At 70.1% G+C, this 22,633-nt stretch carries 21 protein-coding genes; 8 read left to right on the forward strand and 13 right to left on the reverse strand.

Annotated features, from left to right (window positions below):
- Positions 1-72: 72 nt before the first annotated feature.
- Both ftsZ and lpxC read left to right on the forward strand, forming a co-directional pair.
- On the forward strand, positions 73-1,299 hold the full coding sequence (ftsZ, locus tag ACFO3Q_RS14335; RefSeq protein WP_377005425.1) for a cell division protein FtsZ: 1,227 nt from the start codon (positions 73-75) through the stop codon (positions 1,297-1,299).
- A 211-nt stretch (positions 1,300-1,510) separates the two neighbouring features.
- Positions 1,511-2,425 (forward strand): UDP-3-O-acyl-N-acetylglucosamine deacetylase, encoded by a 915-nt coding sequence (lpxC, locus tag ACFO3Q_RS14340; RefSeq protein ID WP_377005427.1) that lies wholly within the window; start codon positions 1,511-1,513, stop codon positions 2,423-2,425.
- A gap of 251 nt (positions 2,426-2,676) precedes the next feature.
- On the opposite strand, the gene ACFO3Q_RS14345 is transcribed toward lpxC, so the two are convergent.
- A complete protein-coding gene (locus ACFO3Q_RS14345) occupies positions 2,677-3,069 on the reverse strand; it encodes a DciA family protein (protein WP_377005428.1) in 393 nt (130 codons plus the stop codon).
- Between the two features lie 138 nt (positions 3,070-3,207).
- Between ACFO3Q_RS14345 and ACFO3Q_RS14350 the strand changes: the two genes are divergently transcribed.
- The 3 genes from ACFO3Q_RS14350 to ACFO3Q_RS14360 all read left to right on the forward strand — a co-directional run bounded on the left by ACFO3Q_RS14350 (position 3,208) and on the right by ACFO3Q_RS14360 (position 8,322).
- A complete protein-coding gene (locus tag ACFO3Q_RS14350; protein WP_377005430.1) occupies positions 3,208-4,065 on the forward strand; it encodes a peptidoglycan DD-metalloendopeptidase family protein in 858 nt (285 codons plus the stop codon).
- Between the two features lie 198 nt (positions 4,066-4,263).
- Positions 4,264-7,002 (forward strand): preprotein translocase subunit SecA, encoded by a 2,739-nt coding sequence (gene secA, locus ACFO3Q_RS14355; protein ID WP_377005431.1) that lies wholly within the window; start codon positions 4,264-4,266, stop codon positions 7,000-7,002.
- 366 nt (positions 7,003-7,368) lie between these two features.
- The gene (locus ACFO3Q_RS14360) at positions 7,369-8,322 is read left to right on the forward strand and encodes a Nudix family hydrolase (RefSeq protein WP_377005432.1); all 954 of its coding nucleotides are present in this window, start codon (positions 7,369-7,371) and stop codon (positions 8,320-8,322) included.
- A 41-nt stretch (positions 8,323-8,363) separates the two neighbouring features.
- On the opposite strand, the gene coaE is transcribed toward ACFO3Q_RS14360, so the two are convergent.
- The 8 genes from coaE to ACFO3Q_RS14400 all read right to left on the reverse strand — a co-directional run bounded on the left by coaE (position 8,364) and on the right by ACFO3Q_RS14400 (position 15,528).
- Positions 8,364-8,978, reverse strand: a complete 615-nt coding sequence (gene coaE / locus ACFO3Q_RS14365) for a dephospho-CoA kinase (protein ID WP_377005433.1) — start codon at positions 8,976-8,978, stop codon at positions 8,364-8,366.
- Between the two features lie 352 nt (positions 8,979-9,330).
- Positions 9,331-10,005 (reverse strand): class I SAM-dependent methyltransferase, encoded by a 675-nt coding sequence (locus tag ACFO3Q_RS14370; protein ID WP_377005434.1) that lies wholly within the window; start codon positions 10,003-10,005, stop codon positions 9,331-9,333.
- Positions 10,006-10,031: 26 nt separating this feature from the next.
- Positions 10,032-10,439: a type VII toxin-antitoxin system HepT family RNase toxin gene (hepT, locus tag ACFO3Q_RS14375; RefSeq protein ID WP_377005435.1), complete on the reverse strand. Its 408-nt coding sequence runs from the start codon at positions 10,437-10,439 to the stop codon at positions 10,032-10,034.
- Positions 10,424-10,813 (reverse strand): type VII toxin-antitoxin system MntA family adenylyltransferase antitoxin, encoded by a 390-nt coding sequence (mntA, locus tag ACFO3Q_RS14380; RefSeq protein WP_377005436.1) that lies wholly within the window; start codon positions 10,811-10,813, stop codon positions 10,424-10,426. Before mntA ends, hepT begins: the two co-directional genes overlap by 16 nt.
- Before the next feature lie 47 nt (positions 10,814-10,860).
- Complete coding sequence (locus tag ACFO3Q_RS14385; RefSeq protein ID WP_377005450.1) at positions 10,861-11,724, reverse strand: prepilin peptidase; 864 nt, start codon at positions 11,722-11,724, stop codon at positions 10,861-10,863.
- Between the two features lie 7 nt (positions 11,725-11,731).
- The gene (locus tag ACFO3Q_RS14390) at positions 11,732-12,988 is read right to left on the reverse strand and encodes a type II secretion system F family protein (protein ID WP_377005437.1); all 1,257 of its coding nucleotides are present in this window, start codon (positions 12,986-12,988) and stop codon (positions 11,732-11,734) included.
- 267 nt (positions 12,989-13,255) lie between these two features.
- A complete protein-coding gene (gene pilB / locus ACFO3Q_RS14395) occupies positions 13,256-14,980 on the reverse strand; it encodes a type IV-A pilus assembly ATPase PilB (protein ID WP_377005438.1) in 1,725 nt (574 codons plus the stop codon).
- Between the two features lie 188 nt (positions 14,981-15,168).
- Positions 15,169-15,528, reverse strand: a complete 360-nt coding sequence (locus ACFO3Q_RS14400) for a helix-turn-helix domain-containing protein (protein ID WP_377005439.1) — start codon at positions 15,526-15,528, stop codon at positions 15,169-15,171.
- A 119-nt stretch (positions 15,529-15,647) separates the two neighbouring features.
- Between ACFO3Q_RS14400 and ACFO3Q_RS14405 the strand changes: the two genes are divergently transcribed.
- Together ACFO3Q_RS14405 and ACFO3Q_RS14410 are read left to right on the forward strand one after the other, a co-directional pair.
- The gene (locus ACFO3Q_RS14405; protein ID WP_377005440.1) at positions 15,648-15,869 is read left to right on the forward strand and encodes a helix-turn-helix transcriptional regulator; all 222 of its coding nucleotides are present in this window, start codon (positions 15,648-15,650) and stop codon (positions 15,867-15,869) included.
- Between the two features lie 11 nt (positions 15,870-15,880).
- Entirely contained in the window at positions 15,881-16,336 is a 456-nt protein-coding gene (locus ACFO3Q_RS14410; protein WP_377005441.1) for a hypothetical protein, read from the forward strand.
- Positions 16,337-16,375: 39 nt separating this feature from the next.
- Here the strand turns inward: ACFO3Q_RS14410 and ACFO3Q_RS14415 are convergent, their stop codons facing one another.
- From ACFO3Q_RS14415 to ACFO3Q_RS14425, 3 genes are all read right to left on the reverse strand, one after another.
- Complete coding sequence (locus tag ACFO3Q_RS14415) at positions 16,376-16,777, reverse strand: pilin (protein ID WP_377005443.1); 402 nt, start codon at positions 16,775-16,777, stop codon at positions 16,376-16,378.
- Positions 16,778-16,893: 116 nt separating this feature from the next.
- Complete coding sequence (locus ACFO3Q_RS14420) at positions 16,894-17,331, reverse strand: pilin (protein ID WP_377005444.1); 438 nt, start codon at positions 17,329-17,331, stop codon at positions 16,894-16,896.
- A gap of 288 nt (positions 17,332-17,619) precedes the next feature.
- Positions 17,620-18,027: a winged helix-turn-helix domain-containing protein gene (locus ACFO3Q_RS14425; protein WP_377005445.1), complete on the reverse strand. Its 408-nt coding sequence runs from the start codon at positions 18,025-18,027 to the stop codon at positions 17,620-17,622.
- A 110-nt stretch (positions 18,028-18,137) separates the two neighbouring features.
- On the opposite strand from ACFO3Q_RS14425, the gene ACFO3Q_RS14430 reads away from it, so the two are divergent.
- Positions 18,138-21,209, forward strand: coding sequence for a spermine/spermidine synthase domain-containing protein (locus ACFO3Q_RS14430; RefSeq protein ID WP_377005446.1), 3,072 nt, complete (start codon positions 18,138-18,140; stop codon positions 21,207-21,209).
- A gap of 101 nt (positions 21,210-21,310) precedes the next feature.
- On the opposite strand, the gene ACFO3Q_RS14435 is transcribed toward ACFO3Q_RS14430, so the two are convergent.
- The gene (locus ACFO3Q_RS14435; RefSeq protein WP_377005447.1) at positions 21,311-22,504 is read right to left on the reverse strand and encodes an AAA family ATPase; all 1,194 of its coding nucleotides are present in this window, start codon (positions 22,502-22,504) and stop codon (positions 21,311-21,313) included.
- Positions 22,505-22,633: the final 129 nt, after the last annotated feature.

Genomic DNA, 22,633 nt, shown 5'->3' on the forward strand with positions numbered 1-22,633 from the left:
CCAAGAACAACAACACACGAAACACCGGCAACAGACATCGACTCAGCGCTTTAGGACTCTGGAGGACAACTCATGGCTCACTTCGAACTCGTCGAGAAGATCGCCCCCAACGCGGTGATCAAGGTCATCGGCGTCGGCGGCGGCGGCGGCAACGCCGTCTCGCACATGGTCAACAGCGCGGTGGAGGGCGTGGAGTTCATCACCGCCAACACCGACTCGCAGGCGATCCGCAACTGCGGCAGCAAGCTGCAGCTGCAGCTCGGCGGCAACGTCACCAAGGGGCTGGGCGCCGGCGCCAACCCGGAGGTCGGCCGCCAGGCCGCGCTCGAGGATCGCGAGCAGATCATCGCCGCCCTGGAAGGCGCCGACATGGTCTTCATCACCGCAGGCATGGGCGGCGGCACCGGCACCGGCGCGGCGCCGGTGGTGGCGCAGCTCGCCAAGGAGATGGGCATCCTCACCGTCGCCGTCGTCACCAAGCCCTTCCCGTTCGAGGGCCGCCGCCGCATGCAGGTGGCGCTCAAGGGCATCGAGGAGCTGTCGCAGCACTGCGACTCGCTCATCACCGTGCCGAACGAGAAGCTCATCACCGTGCTCGGCCGCAACGCCACCATGATCCAGGCGTTCCGCGCCGCCAACGACGTACTGCTCGGCGCGGTGCAGGGCATCGCCGACCTGATCGTGCGGCCGGGCCTCATCAACGTCGACTTCGCCGACGTGCGCACCGTCATGAGCGAGATGGGCCTGGCGATGATGGGCACCGGCTCGGCCCGCGGCGACGACCGCGCGCAGGCCGCCGCCGAGGCCGCCATCCAGAACCCGCTGCTGGACGACATCAACCTGCAGGGCGCCAACGGCATCCTCGTCAACATCACCGCCGGCCCCGACTTCACCATGTCCGAGTTCGACGAGGTCGGCCGCACGGTGGAGGAGTTCGCCGCCGAGGACGCGACCGTGGTCATCGGCACCGTGCTCGACCCGGACATGCAGGACGAGGTGCGCGTCACCGTGGTCGCCACCGGCCTCAACCGCGCCGCCGCCCGCCAGCCGCTCCGCACCCCGGAGAAGGAGCCGCAGCGGGCGCAGGTCAAGCTGGTGCGCAACGCCACCACCGGCATGGTCGAGTACCCGCTGGGCGCCAACCCGGCCATGGGCCACGCCCAGCCGGCGGCACCGATGGGCCTGCGCGCCCGGCCCGACGCCGACGCCGGCAGCAGCACCGCCAGCGCCGACACCGGCAGCGACAGCAAGCACGCCTACCTGGACATCCCGGCGTTCCTGCGTCGCCAGGCCGACTGAGCGACCGCCTGAACCGTGCCGAACGCCAACGTACGGCACGGTGGCAGGAGGGTTAACTCTTTTGTAACATCCGGTCCCCAGCAGGAAAGAGATGTCGATGATTTCCCGGGATTGTTCCGTCTCGTGGACAATCCCGGGTTTTTCGCCTTCGTTAAGACGACGTGGCTAGACTATTCAGCTTTCGTCGCGCTCCTTCCGGAGACCGCACCAGATGATCAGACAACGCACCCTCAAGAACACGATCCGCGCGACCGGCGTCGGCCTGCACAGCGGCGAGAAGGTCTTCATGACCCTGCGGCCCGCTGCGCCGGACACCGGGATCGTGTTCCGGCGGACGGACTTCGACCCGCCCGTCGAGATCCCGGGGCGTGCGGACCTGGTCGGCTACACCAGCCTGTGCACCGCCCTCGTGCAGGACGGCGTGCGGGTCATGACCATCGAACACCTGATGTCGGCCATGGCCGGCCTCGGCATCGACAACGCCTACGTCGACCTGTCCACGGCCGAAGTGCCGATCATGGACGGCTCGGCCGGCCCCTTCGTGTTCCTGCTGCAGTCGGCGGGCATCGAGGAGCAGAACGCGCCCAAGCGGTTCGCGCGCATCCTCAAGCCGGTCGAAGTGCGCGAGGACGACAAGTGGGCGCGCTTCGAGCCGTTCGACGGCTTCAAGGTCGGCCTGTCGATCGACTTCGCGCACCCGGTCTTCACCAAGGCCACCTCGCGCGCGGAGATCAACTTCTCCACGACGTCCTTCATCAAGGAAGTCAGCCGTGCGCGCACCTTCGGCTTCATGAAGGACATCGAGTTCCTGCGCGAGCGCAACCTCGCCCTGGGCGGCTCGATGGACAACGCCATCGTGCTGGACGACTACCGCGTGCTCAACGAGGACGGCCTCCGCTACGAGGACGAGTTCGTCAAGCACAAGATCCTCGACGCCGTCGGCGACCTGTACCTGATGGGTCGCAGCCTGATCGGCGCCTTCTACGGCCACAAGTCCGGCCACGGGCTCAACAACCAGCTGCTGCGCGCGCTGCTCGCCGACCGCACCGCATGGGAAGAGGTCACCTACGAGGATCCGGCCGTCGCGCCGCCGATCTCCTACGCGCATCCCGCGCAGGCGATCTGACCGATCCGATCCGGGGAAACCCCCTCTGCATCGACCAGGAACGGCCGCGAAAGCGGCCGTTCTTCGTTTCAGGGCCGCGCCCTGCGGCGCCCGTCACACTTCCGCATCGTCGTCGGCGGCAACGCGTCCCGGCGGAGCGGGGGCGGGCCGTCCTGCGCGGGCCGTGCCGGCACCCTGCGGCGTGCAGCCGGGTGCCGGCCCCGGGGCGGCCATCCTCTTCCTCTTCTTCTCCTTTCGGATCAGTCGTTTAACTAGACTTCGGAAAGGCGAAGGAGCTGTTCCCGGAGTCCGGGGTCGGAAACCCCCGCCGCAGCGGCTTTCAGCGATTCCCGGGCCGCCGCGCTCAGCGGCAAGCACGGCTCGGGCCTGCGGTCAATGGGTTGCGTCGACACGATCTTCACGCTCAGTATCCCGGCGGGGAGACCAAGGGCGCGGGCCGCCGACAGGATGTCGTCGGCGTGCAGCCTGAGTTTCGTGCTCCAGGCGGCCGAGCCGACCAGGAACACGAGCCTGTCCCCGCGGACGTTGCCGAGTCGGCAGTGGTCCGCGAGAGGGGCAGGCAGTGATTGGCGCAGCCGCCGATCGAGCGCATCCAGCCACTGGGCGCGTTCGATCAGCCGGTCGAGTCCGGGATCGTTCGCCACGTCGAGTGCGCGAACCGGCCCGGATGCGGTCGAAGGCGGCGTCGCACCACGTTGAACAGGCCTTCGAGACATATGAATCTGATCCTCGTATCCAAACGCTTCACGGCGCCGAAGAAGTTCTCGCTCTCGGATCGCCGTGTGCAGGGTACCGTCGTCGGGGCCCTGCTGCTGGTGGTCGGGTTGGGTTTCGGCATGGGCGTCGTCGCGCGCGCCGGCGCGGACGCCAGCCAGATCGCAGAACTGCGCAGGCAGGTCGAGGCCCAGGAGCGCGAGCTGGCCGGCGCCCGCGACGCGGCCCAGCTTGAGATCAACGCCCTCGCCGCGCGCATCGGCGAACTCCAGGCCCAGGCCAACCGCCTGAACGCGCTCGGTGAGCGCCTGACCCGCCTGGGCAACATCGACGACGGCGAGTTCGACTTCTCCGAGGCGAGCGGGCAGGGCGGCGCCGAGACGGCGGGGGCGGTGGACAAGTCCGAGCTGCTCTCCGACCTGGACGGCCTCGAACAGAAGTTCGGCCACGCCGGTGCGCAGCTCGACCTGCTCGAGAGCCTGCTGCTCGACCGCGACCTCGCGCAGAACCAGATGCCGAACCGCTGGCCGGTCACGCGCGGCTACATCTCCTCCGGCTTCGGCCGGCGCAACGATCCCTTCGGCGGCGGCCGCGCCCATCACCTGGGCATCGACTTCGCCAGCCCGGGCGGTTCCGACGTGCTGGCGGTGGCCGAAGGCGTGGTCAGCTTCGCCGGCTGGCGCACGGGCTACGGCAACGTGGTCGAGATCGACCATGGCAACGGCTACAAGACCCTGTACGGGCACAACCGCAGCAATTCGGTGAAGGCCGGCGACCTGGTTCGGGTCGGCGACGTGATCGCCAAGGTCGGCTCGACCGGGCGCTCGACCGGCAACCACGTGCACCTTGAGGTCCACCACAACGGTCGTCCGGTCAATCCGCTCAAGTACCTGCAGGGCCGCGTCGGCGCCCGCAGCCGCGGTTGATCCCGCGTCCCGTCCCGAAGGCCCGCCCCGTGCGGGCCTTTCGCGTTTTCAGCCGCCGGAGGTGGCCCGTGCCGGACGCTTGATAGGCCGTCCGCCATCCCCACGTTAGACTAGCCCGTTCCAGCGCCGCCCGGCGGGCGCGGGCCGGCATCCTCCACGCAGTCCCTGCGTGCCTCCTTGCGACCTCAGCGATCCCACATGTTCAACAGCGTCCTCACCCGCGTCTTCGGCAGCCGCAACGAACGGCTGGTCAAGCAGTTCAACAGGTCCGTTGCGAAGATCAACGCCCTGGAGCCGCAGTTCGAGGCGCTCGACGACGCCGCGCTGCAGGCCAAGACCCAGGAGTTCAAGGAGCGCTTCGCCAAGGGCGAATCGCTCGATGCCCTGCTGCCGGAGGCCTTCGCCACCGTGCGCGAGGCCTCCAAGCGCGTGCTGGGCATGCGCCACTACGACGTGCAGATGATCGGCGGCATGGTGCTGCACGAGGGCAAGATCGCCGAGATGCGCACCGGCGAGGGCAAGACCCTGGTCGGCACGCTGCCGGTCTACCTCAACGCCCTCGCCGGCGAGGGCGTCCACGTCGTCACCGTCAACGACTACCTGGCGCGCCGCGACGCGGGCCAGATGGGGCGGCTCTACAGCTGGCTGGGGCTGTCGGTCGGCGTGGTGTACCCCGGCATGGACCACGCCGACAAGAAGGCCGCCTACGCCGCCGACATCACCTACGGCACCAACAACGAGTTCGGCTTCGACTACCTGCGCGACAACATGGCGCTCTCGCGCGCCGAGCGCTACCAGCGCGGCCTGAACTTCGCGATCGTCGACGAGGTGGACTCGATCCTGATCGACGAGGCGCGTACGCCGCTGATCATCTCCGGCCCGGCCGACGACTCGCCGGACCTCTACATCAAGGTCAACCGCATCGTGCCGAACCTGGTGCGCCAGGAGTCCGAGGAGGGCGAGGGCGACTACTGGGTCGACGAGAAGTCCAAGCAGGCCTACCTGTCCGAGCAGGGCATGGAGAACGCCGAGGCCCTGCTGCGCCAGGCCGGCATCATCGGCGAGGACGACAGCCTCTACGACGGCGCCAACATCGCCGTGGTCCACCATCTCAACGCCGCGCTGCGCGCCCATGCGCTCTACCAGCGCGACGTGGACTACATCGTGCGCGACGGCGAGGTGGTGATCGTCGACGAGTTCACCGGCCGCACGCTCGCCGGCCGCCGCTGGTCGGACGGCCTGCACCAGGCGGTCGAGGCCAAGGAGGGCGTGCCGATCCAGCGCGAGAACCAGACGCTGGCCTCGGTGACCTTCCAGAACTTCTTCCGCATGTACCGGAAGCTGGCCGGCATGACCGGCACGGCCGACACCGAGGCCTTCGAGTTCCAGTCGATCTACGGCCTCGAGGTCGTGGTCATCCCGACCCACCGCCCGATGGTCCGCAAGGACCATCCCGACCAGGTCTTCATGACCCGGGAATACAAGTTCCGGGCGGTGGTCGAGGACATCCGCGACTGCTACGAGCGCGGCCAGCCGGTGCTGGTGGGCACCACCTCGATCGAGACCTCCGAGCTCCTCGCCAAGGAGCTCAAGAAGGCCAAGATCCCGCACGAGGTGCTCAACGCCAAGCAGCACGAGCGCGAGGCGCAGATCATCGCCCAGGCGGGTCGTCCCAAGGCCGTCACCATCGCCACCAACATGGCCGGCCGCGGTACCGACATCGTGCTCGGCGGCAGCCTGGAGGCCGAACTCGCCGAGCTGGGCGAGGATGCGGACGCCGCCACGGTCGAGAAGGTCAAGGCCGACTGGAAGACGCGGCACGAGGCGGTCAAGGCCGCCGGCGGCCTGCACATCATCGGCACCGAGCGCCACGAGTCGCGCCGCATCGACAACCAGCTCCGCGGCCGTTCCGGCCGCCAGGGCGACCCGGGTTCCTCGCGCTTCTACCTGTCGCTCGAAGACAACCTGATGCGCATCTTCGCCGCCGACTGGGTGCAGAAGGCGATGCGCATGATGGGCATGAAGGAAGACGACGTCATCGAGGACAAGCTGGTCACCCGGCAGATCGAGAAGGCGCAGAAGAAGGTCGAGGCGCACAACTTCGACATCCGCAAGAACCTGCTCGACTTCGACGACGTCAACAACGACCAGCGCAAGGTCATCTACCAGCAGCGCGACGAGCTGCTCGACGCGGAGTCGGTGGCCGAGTCCATCGACGCCATCCGTCGCGACGTCGTCGCCGATCTCGTCGCGCAGCATGCGCCGGCCAACACCATCCGCGAGCAGTGGGACATCGCGGGGCTCGAGCGGCTGCTCGCCGACGACTTCGGCATCCAGATCGACCTGCAGTCGATGGTGCGCCAGCAGGACGAGCTCGACGCCGAGGGCGTGGCGCGCGTGGTGGAGGAGGCCACCGCCGAGCACTTCGCCGCCAAGGAGCGCCAGGTGGGCGCCGACATGATGCGCGCGCTCGAGAAGCACGTGATGCTCACCGTGCTCGACCAGAGCTGGAAGGAGCACCTGGCCCGCATGGACTACCTGCGCCAGGGCATCCACCTGCGCGGCTTCGCGCAGAAGCAGCCCAAGCAGGAGTTCAAGCGCGAGGCCTTCGCGCTGTTCTCGGAGATGCTCGACAAGGTCAAGCGCGAAGTGGTGACCATCCTCGCCCGCGTGCGGGTGCGCAGCGAGGACGAGGTCGCGCGCCTGGAGGAGGCCGAGCGCCAGCGCCAGGAGAAGATCGCGCGCGACATGCAGTTCCAGCATGCCGACGCCGGCGGCTACGGCACCGAGGACGAGACCGCCGAGATGGCGCAGCAGGGGCAGATCCCGCAGCAGCCGCGCACCGTGCAGCGCGAGACGCCCAAGGTGGGCCGCAACGACCCGTGCCCCTGTGGTTCCGGCAAGAAGTACAAGCAGTGCCACGGGCGCCTGGACTGACGCCACAGGGCGGGAAGTGAGAGATCGGGAACGAGGGACGAGGAGCGCGGCCGCTCGCCGTCGTGCCTCGCTCCTTCCTGCTGTTTCCCTGCCGATGCGCGCTCGCCCATCCCGGCCTTCGCGCAGGTGGGGAGCCTGAGGAGCGGAGAACGGAAGCAAGGCTCGGCTGGCTGTCGTCGGTTTCCGCTCCCCTCCATCACGCTCCGGCCTTCCCGTTCCCTCCCCACGGACGGTAGGAGGTGGTCGGGGCGCTTCCGGTACCGGAGGCGGGAACGCAGGGCACGGTGGTCCACGCCCTGCTCCCGCTTCTCCTCACTCACGTCTCGACCCGTACACTTCCTGCCGCAGCCGCTCTTCCCGGCGACCATGCCCGAAGGTCCAGACCAGCGTCCGCCGCTCCACGTCGTCGCCGCCGTGCTCCGCGATGCCCGCGGCCGGGTGCTGCTGACGCGGCGGACCGAGGGGCGGGAACTGGCGGGCCTCTGGGAGTTCCCGGGCGGCAAGGTGGAGCCCGGCGAGAGCCCCGAGCAGGCCCTGGCGCGCGAGCTGCGCGAGGAGCTCGGCGTCCAGATCGGGCGCTGCACCCCGCTGATCGCCGTGCCGCAGGCCTACCCGAAGCGGCGGATCGTCCTCGACGTCTACCTCGTGTCGAATTGGCGCGGGCAGGCGCGCGGGCTCGAGAAGCAGGCGCTGGCCTGGACGCCCCAGGACCGGCTTGCGGTCTATCCCACGCCCCCGGCCGACGTCCCGGTGATCGCCGCGCTGACTCAGCCGGCGACCTACCTGATCACGCCCGACCTGTCCGCGCCCTCGATCCGCGAAGGGGTGGAGCGCGCACTGCAGGCCGGGGTGCGGCGCGTGCAGCTGCGTGCGCCGTCCCTGCCCGACGAGGCGAGGCGGACGCTGGCCGCCTCGCTGGCGATGCGATGCCGCGTCGTCGGCGCCGAACTCCTGCTCAACGGCGACGCGACGCTCGCGGCGGAACTCGGCGTCGGGGTGCATCTGCGCGCGGCGCAGCTCGCGTCGCTGGCGGAGCGCCCGCTGCCCGCCGGCCAGCGCGTCGCGGCCTCCTGTCACGACGCCGGGGATCTCCTGCGGGCGCAGGCGCTCGGCTGTGACTTCGCCGTCCTGGGGCCGGTGCAGCCCACCGCCAGTCATCCGGACGCGGTCCCGCTCGGGTGGCCGGCCTTCGCGCGGCTGCGCGAGCAGGTCAGCCTGCCCCTCTACGGCCTCGGCGGCCTGCGGCCGGAGGACCACGCGGAGGCGCGGCGTCACGGCGCCCAGGGCATCGCCGCCATCCGTGGGCTCTGGCCCGGCTGAGCGCTCGACGCGCCTCCGGCGGCGGGCCGCCGCGGGCGCCGCTAGGAGCGGGCGGCGCCGAGCGCCCGGTACCGCGCGTGCAGCGCATCGACCTGTGCGTGCAGGGCGGGGAGGTCCCCGCTGTTGTCGACGAGGTCGTCCGCGAGGGCGCGGCGCACCTCGCGACCGGCCTGGGCGTCCAGCATGCGCGCGGCGAGAGCGTCGTCGATGCCGTCGCGGCGCATGAGGCGGTCGAGCTGCACTTCGCGGGGCACGTCGACCACGAGCACGCGGTCCACCCAGGGATAGGCGGCGCGCCCGCCCTCGGCCAGCAGCGGAATCGCCACGACGGCGTAGGGACCCGGCGCCGCGCGGCATTCCGCCTCCAGTGCGGCGCGGATGCGCGGATGCAGCAGGGCCTCGAGCTCGCGGCGCGCGCCAGTGTCCTCGAACACCCGGGCGCGCAGTGCGGCACGGTCGAGGCGGCCGTCGGCGAGCAGGATCTCGACGCCGAAGCGCGCCACGATGGCCTCGAGCGCCGGCTGTCCGGGCTCGACCAGCGCGCGCGCGCTCACGTCCGCATCCGCCACGTGCACGCCGAGCGCTTCGAAGCGCCGCGTCACCGCGCTCTTGCCCGAGGCGATCCCGCCGGTGACGGCGACGACGAAGTCAGCCACGGCGGCGGCTCCGCCGGACCCTGCCGGTCGCTGTCGTGCACGCTGCGTCGTCTCCGCCGCCCTGGCCTTCCCCTGCAGGTCGGGGAAGGGGCTTCACGGCGAGAAGTGCGGCAGGACGAGTGGGAAACGAGAGGAGGCGCAGACACCGGCCCTCGCTTCCTACTCCTTTCCACTCGTTCCTCGGGCCCGCCAGCCCCCTCCCCCGTGGACAGCGGGGGAGGGCTGGGGAGAGGGCGCTCCGGCTTCTGCTTCCGCGCCGGCCGTTGGCCGAGCTGCCCGCACGCGCGGTGCGCCCGTCGCATGTCCCGGTCCCCCCCCGCGGGCGGGGCGTGAGGCAGGGCTGCGGCATGCCTCAGTTCCGGATGATCACGAGCTTCGAGAGCCCCATCAGGTTGACCGGCTCGACCGACTCCACCGTCCAGTCGTGGGCCAGGATCTGCTCGGCATAGTCGAAGTCGGAGCGGAAGCCGATGCGCGCCGCGATGCTGCGGACGGCGCGCTCCAGCAGCCACCAGAAGCGGCTGCCGCTGAAGTGGTTGAGGATCATGATCGTGCCGCCGGGCCTGCACACGCGACGCAGCTCGGCCACCAGGCGGGCCGGCTCGGGCGTCACCGAGAGCACGTAGGGGACGGTGACGCAGTCGAAGCTCGCGTCGGGGAAGTCCATCGCCTCGGCGTTCATCGCGCGCAGGGTGATGTCGCGCTCCGGCATCGCGTCCGCGCGGCGGCGGGCGTGCTCCAGCATGCCTTCCGAGATGTCCACCCCCACCACGCGGGTCTTCTCCGGGTACTGGAACAGCGTGAGCCCGGATCCCACGCCGACCTCGAGCAGGGTCTCGGGCTGCAGCCGCGCGACCGCGGCGGCGAGGCGCTTGCGGCCCGGTTCGAGCACGGCACCGAAGAAGCGGTCGTAGATGGGGGCGTAGCGGTCGTAGGTCTGGATGACGTCCTGCGGGGAGATCGTGGTCATCAGGCGGTAGAAGGCCATGTGCGGATACCCGCCCATGATCTCAGGATTCCGTGACATGGGCAGGTGAGGGCGGAATCCCCGTCTCAGTCTCCCGCCACTGCGGCCACGAAGGTCGCGAAGTCGTCCAGCCGCGACGTGCAGAGTGCGTGGACGATCTCCCAGTCGATCCGTGCGTAGCTGTGGACCGCGAGGTTCCGGAAGCCCACGGCGGCACGCATCCGCCTCGCGAGATCCTCGTCGATCACCCCGGCCTGGGCGAGGCGATCGAAGGTCTCTCCCATGGTGTGCGGCACGGGAACGTCGAGCCCTGCGAGAAGGTGGCTGGCGATGTCGACGGCAAGCTGCACGGCGCGGGTCAGGTTCAGGCTGACGATGTCCTGTGCGTCGACATCGGTGGCAAGCGCCCCGGCTGTCGCCGGACACGTCGCCCGTACGCGCGCAACGCAGCGCCTCAGGGATTCGCTCTTTTCCGCGATCAGCCGCGCGTCCATGCGAGCCGCCGTTCACGCAGGATCCTGTCCCGGTACGGAAGGAAGTCCGCTGCATCCATTACATGGCGCAGGACCAGCGCGGCGTGCGCCGCGTCGTGGCCTTTCAGTCGCCGGCCGTCAAGCACCTGGCCCAAGAGGGGTTCGCCTGCCCCGGCGAGTTCGACCAGATCCACAGGCCTGCCGGTCAGTGCCGTGAGCTCCTCGATCATCCCTGCCTTGCGTGCCGCGTCCAGTGGCGATCGGGTATCGATCGCGAGGTCGACGTCGCTGTCGCGACGCGCCTGCCCGCGGGCGAGCGAGCCGAACAGGTAGGCCAGCCTGATCTCCGGCTGGTCCTCCAGCCAGTGGCGCAGCATGTCCTCGATGGCGTGCATGCGGCCGATTGTGGGCCGCTGCGTGCAGGGCCGCAATGCAGCGCGCTTCAGGTCACGAAGGGGGCGAAGTAGGCCGCGAGGATGCGGTCGCCGAAGACGAACTGCACCCAGCCGGCGATGGCCAGGTAGGGGCCGAAGGGGATGGGCGTCGCGCGGTCGCGGCCCTTGATGGCCAGCCAGGCGCTGCCGATCACGGCGCCGGCCACGGCCGAGAGCAGCACGATCGGCAGGATGCCGATGGCCCCGCACCAGGCGCCCAGTGCGGCAAGCAGCTTGAAGTCGCCGTAGCCCATGCCCTCCTTGCCGGTGAGCAGCTTGAAGCCCCAGTACACCGACCACAGCGCCAGGTAGCCGATCGTCGCGCCGAGGATGGCCTGCGTCGGCGTCACGCCGTAGACGCCGAAGGCGGCGGCCAGCAGGCCCAGCCAGAGCAGGGGATAGGTGAGCTGGTCCGGGAGCAGGGTCGTGCGCAGGTCGATGCCCGACATCGCGACCAGCAGCGCGGTGAACACGAGGGCGGCCAGTCCCTGCACCGTCGCCCCGAACTGCCAGACGCAGACCGCGAACAGAACGCCGGTGAGCAGCTCGACCGCCGGGTACTGCAGCGAGATGCGCTCGCCGCTGTGGCGCGAGCGCCCCCGCAGCAGGGCCCAACTCAGCAGGGGGATGTTCTCCCACCACGCCAGCGGAGCCCCGGTGGCCGGGTCGTGCGAGCGCCGGAAGACGAGGTCCGGCGGCTGCGGTTCGTCCACCGCCGGAAGCTCCAGCATCTCCCGGCAGTCGCGCCGCCACTGCCACTCCAGGCGCGGCGGCAGGCGCAGGATGACCACGTTGAGGAAGCTGCCGACCAGCAGGCCGAGCACGAGGGCGCCGCCGATGGCGAGCGCGGGGGAGGCGGTAAGTACGTCCAGCACCGGGTCAGCCGACGGCGGCCGCAAGCTTGAAGATCGGCAGGTACATGCCGACGACCATGCCGCCGACGACCACGCCGATGAAGACCATGATCAGCGGCTCCAGCAGGCTGGTGAGCGCATCCACGGCGTTGTTGACCTCCTGCTCGTAGAACTCCGCCACCTTGAACAGCATGGTGTCGAGTGCGCCGGCCTCCTCGCCGATGGCCGTCATCTGCACCACCATGTGCGGGAACAGGCCGACCTGCTTCATCGACAGGTTCACGGGGTAGCCGACCGCCACGTCGTCGCGGATGCGTTTCACCGCCTTCTCGTAGACCACGTTGCCGGTGGCGCCCGCCACGGTGTCGAGCGCCTCCACCAGTGGAACGCCGGCGCGGAAGGTGATACCGAGCGTGCGGGAGAAGCGGGCGATCGCGGACTGGTGCATGATCTGGCCTATCACCGGGATCTTGAGCACCATGCGGTCGAGGAAGTGAGCGAAGGCTAGCGACCGCTTCTTCAGCGCGACCAGTCCGAAGCCTGTTCCCAAGGTCACAACGAGCAGAAGCCACCAATAGGACTGCATCCACTCGGACAGGTTCACCAACATTTGAGTGAAGGCAGGAAGGTCCGCTCCGAAACCTTGGAAGACGGACTGGAACTGCGGGATCACGAAGATCAACAGGACGCAGGACACCAGGATCGCCACTGCAATGACCGCAGCGGGGTAGAACAGCGCCTTCTTGATCTTGCCCTTCAGTCCCTCGATGCGCTCCTTGTAGGTCGCGATCGTATCGAGCACGGTGTCGAGCACGCCGGCGCCTTCGCCTGCGCGGACGAGGTTCTGGTACAGCTCGTCGAACTGCACCGGGTGCTTGCCCAAGGCTTCCGAGAGCGAGGAGCCGCCGGAGACCTCGTCGCGGATGCTGCCGATCAGGGTCGACATGCGGACGTTCTTCTGCCCCGAGGCGAGGATGTCCAGGGCCTGCACCATGGGCACGCCCGACTGCATCATGGTCGCGAGCTGGCGGCTGAAGACCGCGATGTCCTGCGCCTTGATGGTGCTGCCGGCCTTGCCGAACAGGGGCTTGGCCTTGGGCTTCACCACGCGCGGGGTGATGCCCTGTTTCCGGAGTTCCGCCTTGACCAGGTTGACCGACTTGCTCTGGATCTCGCCCTTCATCAGCTGGCCGCGCTTGTCGACGCCGGTCCAGGTGAAGTCCTGCAGGGGGTTCTCGCGGACCTTGGTCGCGGTGGGCTTGCGTGCGGTGGCGGTGGCCATGCTGGTCTCTCGTTGGCCGCGCGGCGGCCGGCTTAGCGAATCGATGCTGCGGCGTCCAATGCCTCGGACGCGGGCCCGGGTGCTCTACCGTTGATTCCCCATCCCCGCGACCGGCCTTCCCCCAAGCCGATGCCCCGCACATTCCCCGTGCGCGGCTGCGGCCGCGCGTGCCGCGGAGTCTACCCGTCCCCGTGGCGGGAGCAAGCGAACCGGGTCACGGAGCGCCCCGAAGGGCGAAGGCTCTGGTCGTCCCGCAGCGCCGACCGGTCAGTCCTTGGTCACGCGGTTGATCTCGGCGAGGCTGGTCAGGCCGGCCTTGACCTTCTTGAGCGCCGAGCGGCGCAGGTCGTCCACCCCCGAGCGCTCGGCGGCGTCGGCGATGGCCATGGCGTTGCCGCCCTCCAGGACGATCTTCTGGATCTCTTCGGTCATGGGCATGACCTGGTACACGCCGACGCGGCCCTTGTAGCCCTCGGTGCATTCGCTGCAGCCGACCGCCTCGTAGATGGTCAGGCCGGCGGCGATGTCCTGGGCGGTGAAGCCCTCGGCCAGCAGCGCCTTCTCCGGCAGGTCCACCGGGCGCTTGCAGCTGTTGCACAGTCGCCGCGCCAGGCGCTGGGCGATGACCAGGCTCACCGAGGAGGTGATGTTGTAGGGCGCCACGCCCATGTTCATCAGGCGCGAGATGGTCTGCGGCGCGTCGTTGGTGTGCAGGGTGGAGAGGACCAGATGGCCGGTCTGCGCGGCCTTGATCGCGATCTCGGCGGTCTCCAGGTCGCGGATCTCGCCGACCATGATCACGTCCGGGTCCTGGCGCAGGAAGCTGCGCAGGGCCGCGGCGAAGGTCATGCCGCGCTTGACGTTCTGCTGCACCTGGTTGATGCCCGGCACCCGGATCTCGACCGGGTCCTCGACGGTGGAGATGTTGCGCCCCTCGTCGTTGAGGATGTTCAGGCCGGTGTAGAGCGACACCGTCTTGCCCGAGCCGGTGGGGCCGGTCACCAGGATCATGCCGTAGGGCTTGGACAGGGCGCTCATGTACAGCGCCTTCTGGTCGTCCTCGTAGCCCAGCTTGTCGATGCCGAGCTTGGCCGAGCCGGAATCGAGCAGGCGCAGCACGATCTTCTCGCCGAACAGGGTCGGGAGGGTGCTGACGCGGTAGTCCATCTCCTTGTTCTTGGAGATCTTGAGCTTGATGCGGCCGTCCTGGGGCACGCGCTTCTCGGCGATGTCGAGCGCGGCCATCACCTTCAGGCGCGCCGCGAGCCGCGTGTTGAGCGCCACCGGCGCCTTGGCCACCACCTTGAGCACGCCGTCGATGCGGAAGCGCACCCGGTACTCGGTCTCGTAGGGCTCGAAGTGGATGTCCGACGCCCCGCGCTTGATCGCATCGACCAGCATCTTGTTGACGAAGCGCACCACGGGCGTGTCGTCGCCCTTGATGTCCGTGGCATTGCCCGCGTCACCGTCGGCGTCGCCGGCCGCGGCCTCGAGGTTGTCCAGCGAGTCGTCCTCGAAATCCGAGCCCAGGGCATCCGTCGCGGCGAAGGCCTGCTCGATGGCTCGCTTCAGCCCCTCCTCGTCCACCAGCACCGGCTCCACCGACAGGTTGGCCGCGAACTTGATCTCGTCCAGCGCGCGGCTGTTGGTGGGGTCGGAGGTGGCCACGAACAGGCGGTTGCCGCGCTTGACCAGGGGCAGCACCTGGTGCTTCTGGATCAGTTCCTCGCTGACCAGCTTCACCGCGGCCTGGGAGAAGTCCATGGCGGCCGCGTTGAACTGCGGGATGCCGAACTCCATGGAGTTCGCCGCGGTGATCTGGACCGGAGTGACCAGGCGCTTGTCCAGCAGGTAGACGTGGACCGGCTTCTTCTCGGCGACCGCCGCCTCCATGGCCTGGCGCGCGTCGACGTCGCTGAGGGCGCCGTCGAGCACCAGGCGGCGGACGATGCCGGTGATGCCGACGAGGTTCGAGGTGGCGATGGCGTTCATGGACATCCTGGCCGGTCGGTGGGCTGCGGGAGGGGGCCGCCGCGGCGGCGCCGCGCAGTGTGCCGCATCCCCGGGGCGGGGAGCGAGACATGCCGGTGCGAGAAGCGAGCGAAGAGGAGTGAGAAACGAGGGCAGGCCGACGCCTCTCCTCTTTCTACTGCTCATGTCTCGCGTTCTGGACCGAGGCTTCAGTCCCGCTCGCTGCGGGCGTCCTTGACCAGCGTCAGCAGGGCGGCCTGCTGTCGGGCGGGCAGGGTCCGGTAGCGCTGGAGCAGGGCGCGCTCGCCGGCGTCGCGGGCCCGGGAGGCATAGCGTGCGTCGGCGTTGCCCTCGCGCACGCCTTCGGCCTCGATGCCGCAGATCAGGGCGTCGAGGCTGCAGGCGAGGGCCTCGCGCAGCCCGGGGAGCAGCCGGAAGCTCGGCGCCTCGCGGCCCGTTTCCCAGGCGGAGACCGAGGCCTTGGTGACGCCGAGCTCGAAGCCCAGCTCCTCCTGGGTCATGCCGAGCGCGAGACGGGCCGCGCGGAGTCGTTCCGGAAACGAGGACATGGGCAGGAGGTCGAAAAGGGCCTCCGAAGGGTATGGACCTGCCATACCTCCTGTCGTGTGGCATACGTTGACATGGCGGTATGGCCCCGCAAAACTCGCGTCCCATGGACAGTCGCGGCATGCATCCCATCCGCGTCGCGCGTCTGGCCGCCGGCCTCAGCCAGCGCCAGCTCGCCCACAGGGTGAACGTGGAAAAGGTGACGGTATCGGGGTGGGAGACCGGTCGCTATGCGCCGAGTCCGCAGCGCGCCAAGGCGCTCTGCCGGGTGCTGCCGACGCTCTCCCTCGACGCGATCTACCGCGATGCGCCCGGCACCCGGCAGGACCCCAGGGACGAATGAAAGGAGCGAGCATGGACGCAGACGACCGTCTGGACGCACAGTGCGATGCGGCCGCCACGGCAGGGCGGGCAGGCCAGCGGAGGCCGCTGGAACGCCTGCTGCATCATCTCCAGGGCAGCTTCGACGGCCTGCCGCAGGACGCGGGGCTCGCCCGGCTGCATCCCCAGAGGCTGCGCGAGATCGAGGCGGCGGCCCGCGCCTGCGCCGGGCACAGCCTGGAGCGGCTCGGCACCATCGCCCGGCTGCTGGCCGCTTCGGCGGCGGAGAGCGGCGGCGTCGGGACGAGCCCGGTGCACCGCGAGGCGCTGGCGCACCTGGGGGCGCTCACGCTCGAACTCGAATGCTGGGTCCGGCTCGGCGACAGCGCCCGCGAGTACCTCGACGCGCCCATGGCCGCCCGCGTCATCGCGAACCGCATGGGCGCCTCGGCGCAGATGGCGGGGGAGTGGCCCGAACCGCTCGTGTAATAGGGCTTGGTTTACTGCGAGGCCAGCCGTGCTGGGCCGTCAGCGGCATTCGCCGGGTAGCAGTCGTGCATCTTCGAGGTCGGACTCGCAGCGCCATAGGCCTTCGTTGCTGCGGGACAGCCGGACGTAGGAACCCGCGATCTTCGGGTCGCCTTTCAACGTACAGTTGATGAAGCCGGTTGCTGCGGGCTCCACATCGATGGAACAGCGGGCGGTCTCGCTCGCCAGGCCGATGTCGTTCGCGGCGAAGTTCGAGCGGCCCTCCGCAAGCAATACCTCGAAACCGCTTCGTCCAGTGGAAATGTCGCCCATTCCGGTCACGACCTGGCTGCGTGCCGTGAACAGGCCCCATGCCTGCAGCGCGATCGCCGCGAGGATGGCGATGATCGACACGACGATCATCAGTTCGATGAGGGTAAATCCCTTTGTGCGGCTCATCATGCTGCCCCCTTCCAGCCATGCTGCCGCTGCAGCAGTACTGCCTCAGCGGCCCCAAAAGGAAGCCCCGCGCGAGCGGGGCCTCCGGTACAGCGTGCAGGTGCTCCTGCGGGGGCCGATTACGGGCCTGCGCAGTTGTTCGGACGGTGGCTCTCGTTCGCGATGCTGGTGGTGCAGGCCCACTGCCCGTTCACGTCGCGGGTCAGCGTGACCGTCTCACCATTGACGCTCGGGTTGCCCTTGATCTCACAGACGATGGTCTGGCCCGACGCGTCGGCCCAGTCGCCGTCGGCCTCGATGGCGCAGCGCGGGGTGTCGTCTGCAAGGCCGATCGCCGTGGCGGAGACCGCATCGGTACGGGTGCCGCCCTGGATGCCTTCCTCGAATGCGGTCACGCCGCCACGGATGTCGGCGAGGCCGGCGGTGGCCTGCGACTTGGCGACGTAGTTCTGGTACGCCGGCAGGGCGATGGCGGCGAGGATCGCGATGATCGCGACGACGATCATCAGTTCGATCAGGGTGAAGCCCTGCTGGGCGCGCTTCATCTGCTTGGTCATTGTTTCTTCCCCATTGAAGAGTTGGTGAGTGTCCACGTAGGCCCCGGTATCGGTTCCCCGATCCCTGGGTGCCGTGCGCCGAGGGGAGCACGTGCACGGGCATTGATGCACGGACCGTGCCAACTCCGATCCGACCGCCCGTCGTGATCGGGTTCACGCTTGTCGGCGGGGCGTCAAGATGCTGCGGCAGAAAGTGACGCGAAGTGTCAGGTGGTGTGGGAAACCCCGTCACCTGCCCACACCCTGAGCTGCCTCATGGGCGGAAGGATCGACCGCAGCGGAGCCGCTTCAGCGGGGACCGGACCGCGCCGCACTTCGGCGGCAGCGCTCCAGCAGCGCATGGCACAGGCGACGCAGGCGCCGGTTCTCGCGGACGAGGCGGGCCAGCGCGGAAGAGCGGCCGCCGGTCGCCGCGGGCGGCGAAGCGGTGCGCAGCAGATCGTCGAGCCCGCACAGGCCGGCGACCAGCGCGTCGATGCAGGCCGCCCATGCGTCGTCGTCGGCCCAGGCGTCGTCCGCGGGGACGACGGGCACCAGCAGGCGATAGCCGCGGCGGTGCACGGTCGAGATGTAGCGGGGCCGGCGCGCGCTGTCGCCGAGCGCCGCGCGCAGCAGGGCCACGTGCTTGTGCACGGCGTTGTCGCCCAGGCACTGGCCGGGCCAGCAGTCCGACAGCAGCTCCTCGGCACTGCACACCGCGCCGGACGAGAACCCACTGCACGCCGGCGACGGCGACGGCCCAGCGGACGCGGGCGGCGCGCCCCCGGTGCGCTAAGGTCTGCGGGTTTCCCCGCAGGACCTCGACGATGCCCCAGCCTCCCCGTCGCCTCGGTGCGGCGCTGCTTCTGCTCTTCATCGCCAGCGGTTTCGCCGGGCTGGTCTACCAGTCGCTGTGGTCGCACTACCTCGGGCTGACGCTGGGCCACGCCGCGTACGCGCAGACGCTGGTGCTGTCGATCTTCATGGGCGGGATGGCGTTCGGCGCATGGCTGGCGGGCCAGCGCACGGTGCGGTGGCGGCGCCTGCTGCTGGCGTACGCGATCGCGGAGGGCGCCATCGGCCTGTTCGGGCTGGCCTTCCATCCGCTGTTCCTGGGCTACAGCGCTCTGTCGCAGGGTGCGGTGCTGCCGTTGCTGGGCGACGGCGTGCTGGCGCGGCTCTACCCGTGGGTCTCCGGCGCGCTGCTGATCCTCCCGGCCTGCGTGCTGCTGGGCGCGACCTTCCCGCTGCTGTCCGCCGGCTATCTGCGCGCGGCGCCCGCGGACGACGGGCGGGTGCTCGGCGGGCTGTACTTCGCGAACGGCCTGGGCGCAGCGATCGGCGCGCTGGGCGCGACCTTCGTGCTGCTGCCCGCCTTCGGCATGCCCGGTGCGATGGCGACGGCGGGCGTGGTGAACCTGCTGGTCGCGGCCGGCGCATGGTGGGTCTCGCGCTGGGTGGGCGAGGGGACTCTGCCGGAAGCCGGACACGGGGAGCGAGGTGCGGGGGATGGCGGGGCTGCCCACCTCGGCACCCACACCTCCCCGCGCGCTCCCGGGCCCGGCGGCGCCCTCTCCCGCGATGAGGGGGAGGCCCGGAGCGGGGGTTCGCTCTCCCGCTTCCTCCTCCTGGTCGCCTTCGCTTCCGGCGCCTTCTCGTTCGTCTACGAGATCGGCTGGATCCGCATGCTCAACCAGGTGCTGGGCACCACGCTGCACAGCTTCGAGCTGATGCTCGCGGCCTTCCTGCTGGGCCTGGCCTTCGGCGGGCTGTGGGTGCGCCAGCGCGCGCGGAAGATCGCCGACGCGCTGCTGGTGGCGGGCGTCGCGCAGGTCTGGATGGGCTTGATGGCGCTGGTGTCGGTGGTGTTGTTCGCCGGCACCTTCGACTGGGTCGGCTGGCTGATGCAGGCGCTCTCGCGCACGCCGTCGGGCTATGCGCTGTATTCGCTCGGCAGTGCCGGCATCGCCCTGCTGGTGATGTTCCCGGCGGCCTTCTTCGCCGGCATGACCCTGCCGCTGTTCACCATGGCGCTGCTGCGCGCCGGCGGCGGCGAGTCCGGCATCGGGCGCATCTACGCGGCGAACACGCTGGGCGCCATCGCCGGCGTGCTGCTCATGGTGCACGTGCTGATTCCCCTCGTCGGCGTCCGCTTCGGCGTGACCCTGGCCGCCGTCGGCGACACCGCGCTCGGGTTCTGGCTGCTCGCGCGCGCCCGGACCGTGCTGCCGAGCGGGCGCGTGCTGCGTTGGGCGGCGGGCTGCGTGGCCGTGCTCGTGCTCAGCGTGGTGCTGGGCCGGCCCGACCCGCGCGCGCAGGCGGCGGGCGTATTCCGCTCCGGCGCGCCGCGCCTGCACCACTCCGCCGAGGTCGTCTACCTGCGCGACGGCAAGACCGCCACGGTGGCCGTGGTGCGCAGCGGCGAGGGCAATTCGGCGGCCATCATCACCAACGGGAAGTCCGACGCTGCGCTGGTGTACGACCTCGCCCAGGCGCCGCGCCCGGACGAACTGACCATGGTGCTCACCGGCGCCCTGCCGCTGTTGGTGCACCCGGCGCCCGCCAACGTCGGCGTGATCGGCTGGGGGTCGGGCCTGTCCACCCACACCATCCTCGGCAGCGACCGCGTGGAGCGGCTGGAGACGGTGGAGATCGAGCCGGCCATCCACGAGGGCGCGCGGCTGTTCGGCAGCCGCGTCGCCCGGGCGTACGAGGATCCCCGCTCGCACGTGATCTTCGACGACGCGCGCACCTTCTTCGCCGCGGGGCGGCGGCACTACGACGTCATCGTCTCGGAGCCGTCGAACCCCTGGGTGAGCGGCGTGGCGAGTCTGTTCACCCGCGAGTTCTACGCCTTCCTGCGGAGCCATCTCGCCGAGGACGGGGTGCTGGTGCAGTGGCTGCAGGCCTACGAGATCGACGATGCGCTCGTGGCCACCATGCTCTCGGCCCTGCTGGCGGAATTCCCGCAGGCGGAGATGTACCTCGCCAACGACGTGGACCTGGTGGTCGTGGCCTATCCGCAGGCGGTGCACGCGCCCGACGTCGCGCGCCTGGAGGGCGAGGCGCTGCGGGTGGAGCTGGCGCGCACCGGGCTGGCCTCGGCCGAGGAGTTCGCGCTGCGGCGCATGGGCGGCACCCGCGTGCTGCGCACCTTCGTCGACGCCTACCGCGCGCCGCCGCACAGCGACTTCCACCCGACCGTGGCGCTGCGCGCGCCGGGCACGCGCTTCCGCGGCGAGACCTCGGACACCCTGCAGAACCTGGTCGACAACGGCATGCCGGTGCTCGACATCCTCGGCGAGCGCAGCCCGCAGCCGGCGGATGCGCCGATCCTGGAACTGCCGAGCCACCGCTTCACCCGCGCCCACCGGGGGGCGGTGCGGCTGGCGGCGATCCTGCGCGGCGAGGACGCGCCGGCCGCGGCGCCCGGGGCGGGCTCGCTGCACGCCGAGACCCTGCTGGGCCTGTCCCTGCTCGGGCCGGTGCGCGACGTCGCCGACTGGGCCTCGGCGGCCGCCGCGGTGGCGGACGCCACCATCGGGCACCTGCCGGCCGAGGATCTCCGGGGGGTATGGATCGAGCCGGACTGGATCGACGCCGACGTCCAGCCCGAGGCGGTGCGGCGGCTGCTCGACCTGTACGCCGCCGCGGCCGCCCGCGATCCCGCGGCGATGCGCGCCGCCGCCGATGCCGCCCTGGGCCTGCCCGACCCGCTGCCGCTCGCCACGCAGGAGCACGCCCTGGTGATCGCCCAGCTCGGCGCGCTCGGCGAGGACGACACCGCCGCCGTCGAGCGCCTGCACCGCGACTACGGCGTCGCCATCCCGTCCAGCGAACGCTACCGGATGGTCCGTCACCTGCTGCGGGTGTGGGCGGCGCAGGAGGCGCGCGGATAGCGCGCCCTGTCAGGACAGGCGGATGCGCTGCAGTACCGGATTGGAGCAGCGCGCAAGGAGCAGGTGGCGGCTGCCCGGCCGCTGGGGCCGCCACCCTCTCTTCAGCGTGTCGTCCAGTCGGCGCCCGGCATGATCCGCCGCATGAAGGCATCGAACATGGGCACGGTGAATGCGGTGTCGCCATGGCTGGGGCTCCAGACCATGCCCTTGACGATGAGGTTGCTTCTCGTCGGTGCCAGGCTCTCCACGCGGCGGTGCAGGACGCTGGCGATGTCGCCGGAACGATGCGGCCCGGGGCCGAGCTCGGCCATGGCGCGGAGATAGCGCTTCTCCCCCGGCGTCAGGCGATCGTAGCGGACCCGGAAGAAGCTCTCGTCCAGCGCGGCGACCGCTTCGCGCGAGGCCGTGTCCACGTCGCGCCTGTCGATGGGCGAGGCATCGGCGACATCCCATGCGTGCTTTCCCCATTCCTGGAGGAAGTACGGGTAGCCCTCGGTCGCCTCCACGATGGCCTGGACGGCATCGGGCTCGAAGCGCACGCCGAGCTCGGCGGCCGGGACCTCCAGGGCCGCACGGGCGGCAGCGGGGTCGAGCGGCCCCACGAACGGGAAGTCGAACAGCCGTTCGGCGTACGACCTGGCCCTGCCCATCTGCCCGGGGAGCTGGGGCAGGCCGGCGCCGACCAGCATGACCGGCAACTGCTGCTGGGCGCATCGGTGCAGGGCGGTGACGAGTGAGGCGAGCTGGTCCTCGTCCACGTACTGCAGTTCGTCGACGAACAGGATGAGCGCCGTTCCGGCGGCCTGGGCGGCGCGGCCGGTGGCTTCCAGAAGCGCCTGCAGGTCGTGTTCGAGATCGCCGTTGTCGGCGAGACCGGGCTCGGGCTCCAGGTCGATCCCCACCTCGATGTCGGCATAGCGCAGCCGCAGCGCTTTCGCAAAGCCGGCCAATGCGCGAAGTGCGCGTTCCGCGAGGGCCCTCGCCTGTTCGGATCGCGAGAGCCGCAGCAGCGCCTGACGCAACTGCGGCGCGAGGATGGCCGGGAGCGAGCGCCCCTCCGGTGCTTCGACGCGCAGTGTCTGCAGGCCGCCTTCCTCCGCCTGCATGCGCATGCGGTCCAGCAGCACGGTCTTTCCCACGCCGCGCAGGCCGATCATCAGGACGCTTTTCGCATGTCGCCCCGCCCTGACCCGCTGGGTCGCAATCCGGACTGCTGCGAGCAGGTCGTCCCGCCCCGCGAGTTCCGGCGGCGGCGTGCCGGCGCCGGGTGCGTAGGGATTGTCGATGGGGTTCATGCGGCCGATGCTATAGGCATCTTATGTGTCTTATCAATATTTGATAAGAAAGCTAAAGTTGCTCTAGTTGTGTAAACCCAGGACGTTGTTCAGGGGAAGCTGAAGACGGGTGATAGGGGGTTGGTAGCC

It is taken from the genome of Coralloluteibacterium thermophilum, assembly GCF_042654365.1.
In the GTDB taxonomy this organism is placed as follows: domain Bacteria; phylum Pseudomonadota; class Gammaproteobacteria; order Xanthomonadales; family Xanthomonadaceae; genus Coralloluteibacterium; species Coralloluteibacterium thermophilum.

What these genes read in the sequence shown, in the direction of transcription:
- ftsZ (WP_377005425.1), top strand. Translation starts at nt 73, where the DNA reads ATGGCTCACTTCGAACTCGTCGAGAAGATCGCCCCCAACGCGGTGATC.
- lpxC (WP_377005427.1), top strand. Translation starts at nt 1,511, where the DNA reads ATGATCAGACAACGCACCCTCAAGAACACGATCCGCGCGACCGGCGTC.
- secA (WP_377005431.1), top strand. Translation starts at nt 4,264, where the DNA reads ATGTTCAACAGCGTCCTCACCCGCGTCTTCGGCAGCCGCAACGAACGG.
- ACFO3Q_RS14360 (WP_377005432.1), top strand. Translation starts at nt 7,369, where the DNA reads ATGCCCGAAGGTCCAGACCAGCGTCCGCCGCTCCACGTCGTCGCCGCC.
- ACFO3Q_RS14370 (WP_377005434.1), bottom strand. Translation starts at nt 10,005, where the DNA reads ATGTCACGGAATCCTGAGATCATGGGCGGGTATCCGCACATGGCCTTC.
- hepT (WP_377005435.1), bottom strand. Translation starts at nt 10,439, where the DNA reads ATGGACGCGCGGCTGATCGCGGAAAAGAGCGAATCCCTGAGGCGCTGC.
- mntA (WP_377005436.1), bottom strand. Translation starts at nt 10,813, where the DNA reads ATGCACGCCATCGAGGACATGCTGCGCCACTGGCTGGAGGACCAGCCG.
- ACFO3Q_RS14390 (WP_377005437.1), bottom strand. Translation starts at nt 12,988, where the DNA reads ATGGCCACCGCCACCGCACGCAAGCCCACCGCGACCAAGGTCCGCGAG.
- pilB (WP_377005438.1), bottom strand. Translation starts at nt 14,980, where the DNA reads ATGAACGCCATCGCCACCTCGAACCTCGTCGGCATCACCGGCATCGTC.
- ACFO3Q_RS14400 (WP_377005439.1), bottom strand. Translation starts at nt 15,528, where the DNA reads ATGTCCTCGTTTCCGGAACGACTCCGCGCGGCCCGTCTCGCGCTCGGC.
- ACFO3Q_RS14405 (WP_377005440.1), top strand. Translation starts at nt 15,648, where the DNA reads ATGCATCCCATCCGCGTCGCGCGTCTGGCCGCCGGCCTCAGCCAGCGC.
- ACFO3Q_RS14410 (WP_377005441.1), top strand. Translation starts at nt 15,881, where the DNA reads ATGGACGCAGACGACCGTCTGGACGCACAGTGCGATGCGGCCGCCACG.
- ACFO3Q_RS14415 (WP_377005443.1), bottom strand. Translation starts at nt 16,777, where the DNA reads ATGATGAGCCGCACAAAGGGATTTACCCTCATCGAACTGATGATCGTC.
- ACFO3Q_RS14420 (WP_377005444.1), bottom strand. Translation starts at nt 17,331, where the DNA reads ATGACCAAGCAGATGAAGCGCGCCCAGCAGGGCTTCACCCTGATCGAA.
- ACFO3Q_RS14430 (WP_377005446.1), top strand. Translation starts at nt 18,138, where the DNA reads ATGCCCCAGCCTCCCCGTCGCCTCGGTGCGGCGCTGCTTCTGCTCTTC.
- ACFO3Q_RS14435 (WP_377005447.1), bottom strand. Translation starts at nt 22,504, where the DNA reads ATGAACCCCATCGACAATCCCTACGCACCCGGCGCCGGCACGCCGCCG.